Source organism: Pseudarthrobacter sp. Y6 (genome assembly GCF_050156205.1).
Taxonomy (GTDB): domain Bacteria; phylum Actinomycetota; class Actinomycetes; order Actinomycetales; family Micrococcaceae; genus Arthrobacter.
Genome location: NZ_CP189574.1, coordinates 36412 through 48205, shown reverse-complemented (window position 1 = coordinate 48205; position 11794 = coordinate 36412). Strand labels below are relative to the sequence as shown.

The 11794-nt window shown below is 65.1% G+C and carries 11 protein-coding genes; 4 read left to right on the top strand and 7 right to left on the bottom strand.

Going from position 1 to position 11794, the window contains the following annotated elements; translation table 11 throughout:
- Window positions 1-50: 50 nt before the first annotated feature.
- From ACQCSW_RS00230 to ACQCSW_RS00220, 3 genes are all read right to left on the bottom strand, one after another.
- Window positions 51-1367, bottom strand: coding sequence for an ATP-binding protein (locus ACQCSW_RS00230; protein WP_426988876.1), 1317 nt, complete (start codon window positions 1365-1367; stop codon window positions 51-53).
- Between the two features lie 134 nt (window positions 1368-1501).
- Window positions 1502-1996, bottom strand: coding sequence for a universal stress protein (locus tag ACQCSW_RS00225; protein ID WP_426988874.1), 495 nt, complete (start codon window positions 1994-1996; stop codon window positions 1502-1504).
- A 96-nt stretch (window positions 1997-2092) separates the two neighbouring features.
- Window positions 2093-2341, bottom strand: a complete 249-nt coding sequence (locus tag ACQCSW_RS00220; RefSeq protein WP_111908398.1) for an SCO4226 family nickel-binding protein — start codon at window positions 2339-2341, stop codon at window positions 2093-2095.
- Between the two features lie 210 nt (window positions 2342-2551).
- Here ACQCSW_RS00220 and ACQCSW_RS00215 point away from each other — a divergent pair, with 210 nt between their 5' ends.
- Window positions 2552-3769, top strand: a complete 1218-nt coding sequence (locus ACQCSW_RS00215; protein ID WP_426988871.1) for an integrase catalytic domain-containing protein — start codon at window positions 2552-2554, stop codon at window positions 3767-3769.
- Window positions 3770-3866: 97 nt separating this feature from the next.
- On the opposite strand, the gene ACQCSW_RS00210 is transcribed toward ACQCSW_RS00215, so the two are convergent.
- The 4 genes from ACQCSW_RS00210 to ACQCSW_RS00195 are packed head-to-tail and all read right to left on the bottom strand — an operon-like array spanning window position 3867 to window position 8714.
- A complete protein-coding gene (locus ACQCSW_RS00210; RefSeq protein WP_426988869.1) occupies window positions 3867-5378 on the bottom strand; it encodes an amino acid permease in 1512 nt (503 codons plus the stop codon).
- 10 nt (window positions 5379-5388) lie between these two features.
- Complete coding sequence (locus ACQCSW_RS00205) at window positions 5389-6831, bottom strand: aspartate ammonia-lyase (RefSeq protein WP_426988867.1); 1443 nt, start codon at window positions 6829-6831, stop codon at window positions 5389-5391.
- 8 nt (window positions 6832-6839) lie between these two features.
- Complete coding sequence (locus ACQCSW_RS00200) at window positions 6840-7937, bottom strand: asparaginase (RefSeq protein WP_426988865.1); 1098 nt, start codon at window positions 7935-7937, stop codon at window positions 6840-6842.
- Window positions 7938-7949: 12 nt separating this feature from the next.
- A complete protein-coding gene (locus ACQCSW_RS00195; protein ID WP_426988863.1) occupies window positions 7950-8714 on the bottom strand; it encodes a FadR/GntR family transcriptional regulator in 765 nt (254 codons plus the stop codon).
- A gap of 401 nt (window positions 8715-9115) precedes the next feature.
- Here ACQCSW_RS00195 and ACQCSW_RS00190 point away from each other — a divergent pair, with 401 nt between their 5' ends.
- The 3 genes from ACQCSW_RS00190 to ACQCSW_RS00180 all read left to right on the top strand — a co-directional run bounded on the left by ACQCSW_RS00190 (window position 9116) and on the right by ACQCSW_RS00180 (window position 11778).
- Complete coding sequence (locus tag ACQCSW_RS00190) at window positions 9116-10162, top strand: Fic family protein (protein ID WP_426988861.1); 1047 nt, start codon at window positions 9116-9118, stop codon at window positions 10160-10162.
- 108 nt (window positions 10163-10270) lie between these two features.
- Window positions 10271-10537 (top strand): helix-turn-helix transcriptional regulator, encoded by a 267-nt coding sequence (locus ACQCSW_RS00185; protein WP_426988859.1) that lies wholly within the window; start codon window positions 10271-10273, stop codon window positions 10535-10537.
- Window positions 10534-11778, top strand: coding sequence for a type II toxin-antitoxin system HipA family toxin (locus tag ACQCSW_RS00180; RefSeq protein ID WP_426988857.1), 1245 nt, complete (start codon window positions 10534-10536; stop codon window positions 11776-11778). Before ACQCSW_RS00185 ends, ACQCSW_RS00180 begins: the two co-directional genes overlap by 4 nt.
- The last annotated feature ends 16 nt before the right edge of the window (window positions 11779-11794 follow it).

The following is an 11794-nucleotide window of genomic DNA, read 5'->3' as shown; positions in this document are numbered from 1 at the left end:
GCCGCGGCTGTCTGGGCCCCAAGTGTCCGTTCGCGTCGCAGCGCCGGGGGTTAGACCCGCCCCAACGCGTCGATGTCCTCAAGGAACAGTTCGTGGACCTCCTGGCTGACGGTGGTCCGGGTATCGCCGATCGCGTCGAGGTAGTCCTCCGTGCAGGGCCCCTTCCGGACCGCCTCGCGGACTGAAACACTGCCCCCGGAAGCCGCGCCGCCGTCGTCGTACACTGCCTTTTCCAGCGCGCGCTGGGAGGCGCTGCGGGCGGCGTACTCAATGTCCGCGGGGGAGAAGCCCTCGGTCCGTTCCACCAGCAGCTCCACGTCCACGTCGTCCACAACGGTGGCCGGGATGAAGCGCTGCCACATGGCTTCGCGGGCCTGGCGGTCAGGCAGGCCGATGGGGATGACGTAGTCGAACCGGCCGTGCCGCAGGAAGGCGGTGTCCAGCGCGCGGATGAAGTTGGTGGCGCACACCAGCAGGCGGCCGGGCTGTTCGCGGAACGCGGGGATGATCTTCAGGAGCTCGTTCGTGACGCCCTGCAGGGGCGACGGCGGTTCACCCGAGCGCTGGGAGGCGATCTCTTCCACCTCGTCGATGAACACCACGCAGTGCTCCAGCTCCGCGATCTCCAGGAACGTCTCGCGCAGGGCACCGGCGAGGCCCTTGGGATCGGAGGCCAGACGGGAAGGGAAAACCTCCACGAACGGCCACTCGAGCCGGGACGCGATGGCCTTCGCAAACGTGGTCTTGCCGGTCCCGGGAGGACCAAAGAGGACAACGGCGCGGGGCGGCACTACGCCGTATTCATCGGCGAGGTCGGCCTCCGCGAGGGGCAGAACCAGCCGGCGCTCCAGGAGTTCCTTTTCCTTGCGCATGCCGGCCACGTTTTCCCACAGGTCCCGGGCCAGGACCCGGCCACCCAGCTGGCCCAGCGCACCCAGCTCCTGCCGCTGGACGGGAATGGTCCGCTCGAAATAGCGCAGGTTCTTCTTGAGCGCGAAGCCGCGGCTGAGGAACGCCTCCACCCGGGTCTCGGCTTCGGGCATCAGGGCGGAGAGTTTGTTCAGGCCGTGCGGGGCCATGCGGTTTTCGACGGCGGCGAGCAGCGAGGTGCCTATCCCGCGCCCGCGGTATTCAGGCAGCGTGGCCAGGAAGACGATCCAGCCCTGGTCATGTGCGGCGCGCCCGACGGCGGCGCCCACCACCTGATCGCCCTGCACCGCTACCACCGCGTGGTCCTTCTCGCAGGATGCCAGCACCTCGGAGAGGGCATAGACGGGCTCCACATCGGTGGCCTTGAGCGACTCCCAGAGGTGCAGGATCCCGTCCAGGTCTGCCGAATGGAAATCCCTGATGCGCCAGTTGGTCATGCCGTGTCTCCCGGGTGGTTCGTCGTTGAACTGCACAGTTGAATCGCGCCGTGAGGTGCTCTGCTGAGCATAGGTGATCGCGCACCCGCGGGGGGTTGCGGGTGCGTTGCGTTACGCGATTGCAGGTTCGGGAGCTACGGCTTGGCCGTGTCCTGGCTCTTGGCTTTGAGACCCTTCCAGAGATGGTGCGTGCCGTGGCTGCCATCCGTGTGCACCACAAGGACCGGGCAGTCAGCATGTGAAACGCAGGCTGAGCTCACAGACCCCAGATGCATGCCCCGGAAACCGCCGTGCCCGCGGCGGCCGACCACAAGCATCGCGGCGCCGGCTCCTGCTTCGACCAGTTTGGCCGGCGCCGGGCCGCGGATCAGCTCCTGGCTGATGTCCTCGGGGGCGTCCGGTCCGAACGCTTTGTCGAGGCTCTCGGCCAGGATCTTGGCTGCGGCCGCTCGGAAAGCCTCGAAGTCCGGCGGAACGTAGCCGGCATACATCTGCGGAAAGTCCCAGCAGGCTACTGCATGAATGCGGGCGTCCAGGGCGGGCGCCAACCGGGCCGCGAAACGCAGCGCCTGTACTGAGGCATCCGAGCCGTCGACGCCTACAACAATCTTTGCTTCCGGGGTGTCCATCACGGTTCTCCTTGAAGGGTGGAAACGAACGACGACGGCACCTCGGGTCCTGTGCAAACGGTACCGGGTGTGCCGCCGTCGGACTCTGTTGCTTGGTCAGACCTTGACCGGGACGGGGTGGACCTCGTCCGCGGGGTGGCCCGCGCGCTCATGGATACGCCGTACGGCGTCCGCTGAGGGGGCATCGGACAGGCAGTAAACAAGACCTGACTCGGGATCGGCCCAGGCAGACTTGAACTCAACGCTCTCGTCGCTTTGAATGGCAAGATCGGCGTCGTGGGCCGCTTGAAGGGCTTCCTGAGTGATTCCGACCATATTCCGATGAACGTCCATGAATTCCGGCATGTTGCTGATGCTCCTTAACTGGGTTCGCCGTTGAAACAGCAGGATGTGGCTGACGTTAGACCAGCGCCTCTCAGCCGTCAAGAGGGCGCGTTGACTCATCAAAGATGCCCGCGTAGCTGCTATCGAAGAATCATTTGGTAATGCCCGCGTAGCGGCGCGTCTGCTGGGGTGGTATCCGCTGGCCCGGCACTGTGAGCCATGGAGCTTTCGATGAGCGAACGCAAGGCCGTCACGAAGACCACTGCCCTCCGATATGCCCGGTCGGACCGTGCGGCCAAGAAGACCATCCTGGACGAGCTGTGTGCCCTGACGCTTTGGCACCGGGACCATGCGCGTAAGGCGCTGCGGCAGGCGCTGGTGCTCAAGCAGGTCAAGTCCCGGCCGCCCAGGCCCGCGCTCTATGGCGAGGACGTGATCGAGGCGCTGCGGTTCTGCTGGGCCGTGCAGGGCACCCCGTGCGGGCGCCTGCTGGCCGCAGCGCTGCCGGATTTGGTGCCGCGGCTGCGCCGGTTCAAGGAGTTGGCGATCGAGGACGGGACGGCGGCGTTGTTGCTGAAGATCGCTCCGGCCACCATCGACCGCCGGCTCAAGGGTGACCGGGACAAACTCGATCCAAGGGGCCGCTCCCACACGAAGCCCGGAACACTGCTCAAGGACTCCATCCCGATGCGGACCTGGGCCGAATGGGACGATGCGGTGCCCGGCTTTGTGGAGATTGATCTGGTTGGCCACGAGGGCGGCAATTCCAGGGGTGAGTTCTGTTTCACCCTGACGATCACTGACATTTCCACGGGGTGGACCGAGACCCGGTCGGTGCGGAACAAGGCCCAGAAGTGGGTGTTCGCCGCGATCAAGGAAGCCACCGCGGCGTTCCCGTTCCCGATCCGGGGGATCGATTCGGACAACGGGAGCGAGTTCATCAATTGGGGGCTGCTGCGGTGGTGTGAACAGGAGCAACTGACCTTCACCAGGTCCCGGTCCGGGAACAAGAATGACGGCGCGCATGTGGAACAGAAGAACTGGCATGTTGTCCGGCAAACCGTCGGATACCACCGCTACGACACGGCGGCCGAACTGGAACTGCTGAACCGGATCTGGGCGTTGCAGGGGCGGCTGACCAATCACTTCGGACCCCAGCAGAAACTCGTCCAGAAGATCCGGACCGGCGCAAAGATCAGCAAGAAATATGACCGGCCGGCAACCCCGTACCAGCGGGTCCTGACCGACGAGGGCACGGTCCAGAAAGGTGTGAAGGCGAAGTTGAGGCGGGAGAACAAGCCCTTGAATCCGGCGGCAATCCAACGTCAGGTTCAAGCACTCTGCGCTGAACTTCTCACCCTCACCACGGCCAAGCAAGGCCCCAAGAGCCAACCACCCATCCGGGCACAATCAAATGATTCTTCGATAAACGCTACGCGGGCATCTTGACATGATTCCTCGGGGAGGGTTCCTGAGCGACGACGGCGCCACTTGAGGTTCCGTGGAATCAGAACCTCAAGTGCCGCCGTCGAGCGTTACTGGCGCCTTACTTCCTGAAGGTTTCCGCGGCCGGGTTGGCGATGACGGGGGCGGTGCCGGTGAAGCCCTGGCGGGTTTCGGCGATTTCACGGATGCGGGTGCGGCAGGCGTACCAGCCGACGACCATGAGGGCGGAGGCGATGGCCGTGACGAGCATGGTGAGGGGTGAGTCGATGAAGACCATGATCAGCACGCTGACGAGGAAGAGGAGGGAGAGGTAGCCGGTGTAGGGGGCGCCGAACATCCGGAAGGAGGGGCGTTTGAGCCAGCCTTTGTTTGCCCAGCGTTGGAGCTGGAGCTGGCAGAGGACGATGGTTGCCCAGGTCATGATGATGCCCACGGAGGCGACGTTCAGGACGATTTCGAAGGCCTGTGCGGGTACGAGGTAGTTCAGGGGGACGCCGAGGAGGGAGACTCCGGCGGTGATGGCGATGCCGCCGTAGGGGACGCCGGCTTTGTTCATGCGGCCCGCGAATTTCGGGGCGGAGCCGTTCACGGACATGGAGCGCAGGATCCGGCCGGTGGAGTACAGGCCGGCGTTGAGGGAGGAGAGTGCGGCGGTGAGGACCACGAGGTTCATGATGACGTCCACGCCCTGGATGCCGATGGATCCGAAGAATGTCACGAAGGGGCTGACGCCCTTTTCGTAGGAGGTGTAGGGCAGCAGGAGGGCGAGCAGGATGACGGAGCCGACGTAGAAGACGGCGATGCGGAAGACCACGGAGTTGATGGCCTTGGGCATGATCTTTTCCGGGTTCTGGGTCTCGCCGGCGGCGGTGCCGACGAGTTCGATGGAGGCGTAGGCGAACAGGACACCCTGCATGAGGATGATCATGGGGAGCAGGCCGTTGGGGAAGACGCCGCCGTTGTCGGAGAGGAGGCTGAGGCCCACTGGCTGGCCGTCCACGGGGGTGCCGAAGATGACGAAGTAGGTGCCCACGATGAGGAAGATGACCAGGGCGGCGACCTTGATGATGGCGAACCAGAACTCGAGTTCACCGAAGACCTTGACGGAGACGAGGTTAAGGGCGAGGACCACCACGAGGGCGATCAGGGCCCAGGCCCACTGCGGGACGGCGGACATCCAGGGGATGTAGTTGCCGAAGAAATTCATGTAGAGCGCGGCGGCGGTGATGTCCACGATGGTGGTGGTGGCCCAGTTGAGCCAGTAGAACCAGCCGGAGACAAATGCGGCCTTCTCGCCGAAGAACTCACGGGCGTAGGACACGAACGAGCCTGACGAGGGGCGGTGGAGGACCAGTTCGCCCAGCGCCCGCAGGATCAGGAACGCAAAGAAACCGCAGACGGCGTACGCGATGACCAGCGACGGGCCGGCGGCGTTGAGCCGGCCGCCGGCGCCGAGGAACAGGCCGGTGCCGATCGCGCCGCCGATGGCGATCATCTGGATCTGCCGCGGCTTGAGGTTCTTGTGGTAACCCTTGTCCTCCGCGTGCAGGGCCGATTCGGTGGCGTGCGCCTGGGGTGGGACCGTGTGGTCCGTGATGGGGGAATGTGTCATGGAGGTGTCCTTAGGGCTGTTTGCTGAGGTTCGCCAGGCGCTCAGGACTGAGGAGTTCCTGGAGCTGGGCGGCGGTGAGCAGGCCATGCTCGAGCACGAGCTCGGCCACACCCTTGCCGGTGGCGAGTGCTTCCTGGGCGATGGCGGTGGCGGTGGCGTAGCCGAGGTGGGGATTAAGGGCTGTGACCAGGCCGATTGACTGTTCCACGGTGAGGCGGAGGTGTTCGGTGTTGGCGGTGATGCCCCGGACGCAGCGTGCTGTGAGGGTGCGGCAGGCTGCTTCGAGGTGGGAGATGCTCTTGTGGAGGCTGTGGACAATGATGGGTTCGAAGGCGTTGAGCTGGAGCTGCCCGGCTTCGGCGGCCATGGTGATGGTGACGTCGTTGCCGATGACCTCGTAGGCCACCTGGCTGACCACTTCCGGGATTACCGGGTTGATCTTGCCGGGCATGATGGAGGAGCCGGACTGGACGGCCGGCAGGTTGATCTCGCCGAAGCCCGCACGCGGGCCGGAAGAGAGCAGGCGGAGGTCGTTGCAGATCTTGGAGAGTTTCACGGCCACGCGCTTGAGCACGCCGGACAGGTGCACGAAGGCGCCCACGTCCTGGGTGGCTTCGATGAGGTCGACGGCGGTGACCAGGGGGAGGCCGGTGACCTCGGCCAGGTGCCGGCAGGCTGCCTCGGCGTAGCCGGCGGGGGCGTTCAGGCCGGTGCCGATGGCTGTGGCGCCGAGGTTGATTTCGTGGATGAGCAGTTCCGCCTCTGCCAGGCGCAGCCGGTCCTCGCCGATGGTGATGGCGTAGGTGCCGAACTCCTGGCCCAGCGTCATGGGGACGGCGTCCTGCAGTTGGGTGCGGCCCATCTTCACGACGGTGCGGAATTCCAGTGCTTTGGCGGCGAAGGCCTCTTCGAGTTCGGCCAGTGCGTCCAGCAGTTCCCGGCCGGCGAAGATGGTGCCCAGTTTCACGGCGGTGGGGTACACGTCGTTGGTGGACTGGCTGAGGTTCACGTGGTCGTTGGGGTGCAGGCGGGCGTAGCCGCCTTTGGGGTGGCCGAGGATTTCAAGGGCCCGGTTGGCGATGACCTCATTCGCGTTCATGTTCGACGAGGTTCCGGCGCCGCCCTGGATCACGTCCACCACGAACTGGTCGCTGAGCTGGCCGTTCATGACGTCGGTGCAGGCCTGTTCGATCGCCTGGCCGCGTTCGGCATCCAGCAGTCCAAGTTCGCGGTTGGTGCGGGCGGCGGCAAGCTTCACGGCGGCCAGTCCCCGGACCAGGTGCATGTTCGAGGACAGCGGCTGCCCTGTGATGGGGAAGTTTTCCACCGCGCGGAGCGTGTGGACGCCCCAGTAAGCGTCGAACGGGACGTCCCGGTCACCCAGGAGGTCGTGCTCGGACCGGGTTTCCGGTACAGCATCCACGGTTCGCAGGTTGGTGCTCAGGTTGGTCATGAGGGTCCTCACAGGGCTACGTTGACGGGCGTGGACAGGAAATCTGTAGGCTGCAGCAGACCGATTTTGTGGCCGCCGCCCAGGACGGGGGCGGTGCCGACGCCGGCCAGCGGCGCGGTGTCCACGCCGAGGGATTTGAGTACGTGGACAGTAGCGGGCATCCGGGCGCGGTCCCCGCCGTCGGAAATCTTCACGGCAACTGCGCGGCCATCCGGCAGGCCTACCAGCTGCACACCTTCAAAGCCGTCCTTCGCCACCGCCCCCGGGAGTAGCCGCATCAGCTCGGTGACGTCCCGGCGCTCACCGGCCACCATGTCAGGGTGTTGCCGCATGGCGAGTCCGACGGCGGCTTCCGCGAGGAGCGGGGCGGTCCCGCCGTCGTCGGAGGTGCTGATTGGGGCCGCGGCGGCCGCGATGGTGCCGAAGGCGCGGGCCATGCCGCGGAGGGTGAGGGCGAACAGCGGTGTGCCGCAGCCATCCGTGCTGCGGGCGAAGGGCTCCTCGCCGGTCAGCTCGGCGACGGTGGTTCCGATCAGCTGCTGCAAAGGGTGGGACGGGTCGAGATAACCCTTGACCGGCCAGCCGTTGATGACGCACGTGGCGGCCATGGCGGCGTGCTTGCCGGAGCAGTTCTGGGTCAACTGCGTGGCGTGGAAGCCGGTGCGCAGCCAGTCCTCGCGTTCGCTGGTGCCATAGGGCAGGTCGGTGCTGTTCTCGAGGTCGCCCACGTTAAGCCCGTGCATGGTGAGGATGCGCTGGGTGCCGCCGCGGTGTTTGGCTCCGCCGGAGTGGCTGGCTGCGGTCAGGGCGAGCAGATCCGCAGGGAGGTTCAGGCCGGCGCGGACCATGGCTACAGCCTGCAGGGGCTTGAGGGAGGAGCGCGGGTAGAACGGGGCCAGGGGGTCGCCAGCTGTCGCCAGGATCGAGCCGTCCGCTGCCGTGGCGATGGCCGAGCCGTAGTGGACACTTTCCACGAGGCCGTCGCGGGTGGCGAGCACCAGGGGTGCGTGCCGGGGGAGCGTCCCGGATTCGGTTGCGGTCCGGGAGCCGCTTGCGGCGGTGCCGGTGGCAGCGGTCTGGGCAGCGGAAAGGGCAGGGGCTGGCATGGAGTCCTAGGGCTACTTGTTAAGGATGGAATCGAGGGCCACGCCCACGGCGCGCAGGTGTTCGGCCATGGCCAGGCTGGCGGCCTCGGCGGAGCCGGCTTCGATGGCTGCGAGGATCTGCTGGTGTTCGGTGTCCGACGCGTCCTGGCGGTCGGCCACCATGTTCAGGGTTTCTGACTGGAAGGCCAAGGCTCCCCGGATGTCTGCCACCACGCTGGCGAACACTTTGTTGCCGCTGGCGCGGGCGATGGCGGCGTGGAAGCTGGAGTCGAGGGCAACCCAGGATTCGGGGTCCGTTTCCGTGGTCATGGCGGCGACGATGTGCCGCAGCGTCTCGAGTTCCTCATCGGTCCGGCGCTGCGCGGCCAGTCCTGCTGCCGGAACCTCGATGTGCGGGCGGGCCTCGGTGAGGTCCCGGGCGGAGTAATGACCCAGGGTCAGGTCATTGGCAACCTTGTCGGCGACCACAAACGTGCCCTTGCCGGTTTTGGTGACGGTCAGGCCCAGGGCGGTGCAGGAGCGGAGTGCCTCGCGGATGACCGAGCGGCTGACACCGTACTGCTGCGCGAGCATCGCCTCGGAGCTGAGTTTGCCGCCCACGGCCGCGGTGCCGGACTCGATATCGGTGCGGATGGCGTTGAATACTGCTTCCGCCGCGCTGAGCCGGGCCAATGGCCGGGCTTCGGACGGATGGGCTTCGGACGGCTGGGCTCCGGGGGGCTGGTGTTCGGAGGGCTTCGCAGGATGTCCTGCTGTCCGGCTGTCTGACAGGTTCACGACTCAAATATGGCACGGGTCACAGTGCGTGTCAATGTGGTGCAGGATTTGTTGCTGTTGTTCCGGGAGGAGTGCGGTCGGCGTCGCGCCCCCAGGCCAACCATCGCTGTGAAGGCATCTTCATCCTTAATTCCTGGTGTGCATCGATTTAAATCAATCGCTTCTCTGCTTGTGAAGTTTCCTTGATTTCTAGGGGTGGAATGGTTCATGCTCTTAATTTTTGTCGATGCCCTGGTGAAAGTCTGGAACGTTGAAGCCTATCGAGTTTCCCGAGTTTCCTTTCAGCTCCCCACTGTCCAAGGCCATCGCTTGAGCGTTTCCGAGCTGACTTAGGGGACGGGACCACGCCTCCGGAGGTTTTCGCGCAGCTGCGATCGCTCTTCCAATTGCTCTCGAGCATCATGAGCGCGCGCATAGAGGGAAACCGGACCTCGATTGTGGACGCTGTTTCGGGAGTGCAATGGGCATTCCGTTACGACGACGTGAAACAGGGCGACGATGTTCAAGAGATTGTCCAGCTCCAGAAAGCAACGGCATTCGTTGATTCTGCGGTTGAGCGAGGGACGCCGTTGAGTCATGGCTTTGTGCGCGAACTTCATCGAATCGCCGTCGCGGGGCTGGAACGCGAAGGTGATCGGACCCCGGGTGCTTACCGGGTGTCCGACGTGACGATTAGTGGATCCGCCCATCGGCCTCCAGCCCACGGCGACGTCCACAGCAACATGACGGCTCTCCTTGATTTCATCAATGCGGAGATTGACCAGAACTATGAGCTCCTGAAGATTGCTCTTGCGCATCATCGTTTTGTGTGGATCCATCCATTCGGGAATGGAAACGGTCGCGTTGGTCGATTGCTGACGTATGCGGCGATGAGGCGGCAGGGCTTTTCAGACACCGGAGGCTACCGTGCTTTGAACCCCACCGCTGTCTTTGGCGAGAACCGGGATTTGTACTACGAGAGGCTGGAAGACGCCGACTCGCTCGAACCTGAATCCTTGATCCGTTGGTCCACCTACTTTTTGGAAGGCCTGCTTGCCGATCTCACGAGGTTGTCGAAACTTGGAAACAAGGGCTATGTGACGGATGCCTTGCTCGTTCCAGCAATCAATCGGGGGCTCCAGACAGCACGATTCACGACTGGGGAGGCCCACACGCTGACGATCATCGCCCACAAAACGGCGGTCAAGGCCATCGACCTTCAGCCAGCATTCTCCGGGTCGCCGGCCTCTCGCAGCCAGGACATCCGGAAGCTCCTGGACCGGGGAGTGATCGAGCCAATCGGTGACGGGAAGAGGACTTACCGGCTTCGCTTGGCACCGAGTGAGCTGACGCCACTTCTCGTTCGGGAACTCGACCGAGGGGGTTCTTGCCACGGATTCTCCGAGATTCCGAATAGTGCCTGCTGCTACGGCTGGCCGCCGTACGATTCAAGCGTAGGAATTCTCTGAAGGGCTGATCGGCACGATCGTGCCGTTCGGCCGTTTACATGAGCAAATGCGAAGGCTTAAGCTGACTGTGAGCTGGATTCGGAACGATCGTACCTATTGGAGTTGCTCATGGCCGACGCATTTGGGGATCAGTTGCCTTCAGAGGTCCGCTCGCGCCGCATATCGCTGGGCCTGACCCAACAGGACCTCGCCGACATGGCCGGGGTCTCGGAACGCTTCGTCAGGTTCGTTGAGCAGGGCAAGCCAAGCGTCCAGCTGGATTCCCTGCTGGCGGTCCTGGACACGCTGGGCCTGGAGCTCCGGATCACCACCAGGACCAGCAAGGGTGCACGCGCACTCGCAGGCCACGCCAGCGGTCAGGAACCACAGCGATGAAGCACCGCATCGCCGACATCTACAAGGCGGGCGTGCTCGCCGCGCGGCTTGAACGGCACGACGGCGGCACCCGGTTCAGCTACGTGGCGGCGTACCTCGCGAGCGGGGGACCCGCCGTCGCCAGTTCCCTTCCGCTCACCGGCGCCCCCGTCGATTCAGCGGCGGGGGCGGCGCCGCCCTATTTCACCGGCCTCCTGCCGGAAGGCCGCCGGCTCAACGCGCTGCGGCGGTCCATCAAGACGAGCGCCGACGACGACCTGTCCTTGCTGATCGCCGCCGGCGGGAACCCGGTGGGCGACGTCCAGATCGTAGGCCACGGCGAAGCGTTGGACCCGGACGAGCACGCTGTCCAGCTGGATCCCAAGCTGCCGGTTGACTTCGACAAGTTGCTCGGCGATCCGGACCTGATCGACCCCGTGGCGCTGGCCGGTGTGCAGGACAAGCTATCTGCCGGCATGATCTCGCTCCCTGTTGCCAGCGCCGGCAAGCGGTTCATCCTCAAACTCAACGCCCCCGAATTCCCGCACGTGGTGGAGAACGAGCTGGTGATGTTCCGGTATGCGGCCAGGCTGCGGATTCCGTTGAGCCGGGTCCGGCTGATCCGGGATGTCGCGGGCCGGCCGGGGCTTCTGGTGGAACGCTTCGACAGGGTGCCCATCTCCGGCGGCGGGCCGGACGACGTCCGGCGGCTGGCGGTGGAGGACGGGGCCCAGGTCCTGAAGCTCTACCCGGCGGACAAATACAACGTGGCTTATGGCCAGGTCTGCCATGCTCTGGCCGACTACTGCTCGGCGCCGCTCCCGGCACTCCGGAACCTGGCCATCCAGGGGGCGTTTGCGTGGCTGAGCGGCAACGGGGACCTGCACGCCAAGAACGTTTCTATGGTCCAGCAGCCGCACGGGGAGTGGACCATCGCCCCCGTCTACGACATTCCCTCCACCGTGGTCTACGGGGACAAGACCCTTGCGCTGACCCTGAACGGGAAACGGAGCGGGATCTCGCGCCGCCACTTTCTGGGCTGGGCCAAGGACCTGCGGCTCACCGATCGCACAGCCGCCCAGGTGGTGGAGCTCGCACTGAAAGCGTCAGGTCCGCTGATCACCGACCTGGAGACAGGCACCGCGTTCGCCGGGCTCGGAGGTCCGGAGAAGAACGACGGCGGCGGCTCGCCGTTCCCTGACATGGTCACCAGGGCGTGGGTGAAGGAGCTCAAGCACCGCAGGCGCTTGCTGGAAGGCTGAGGCACCCGCGGTGACT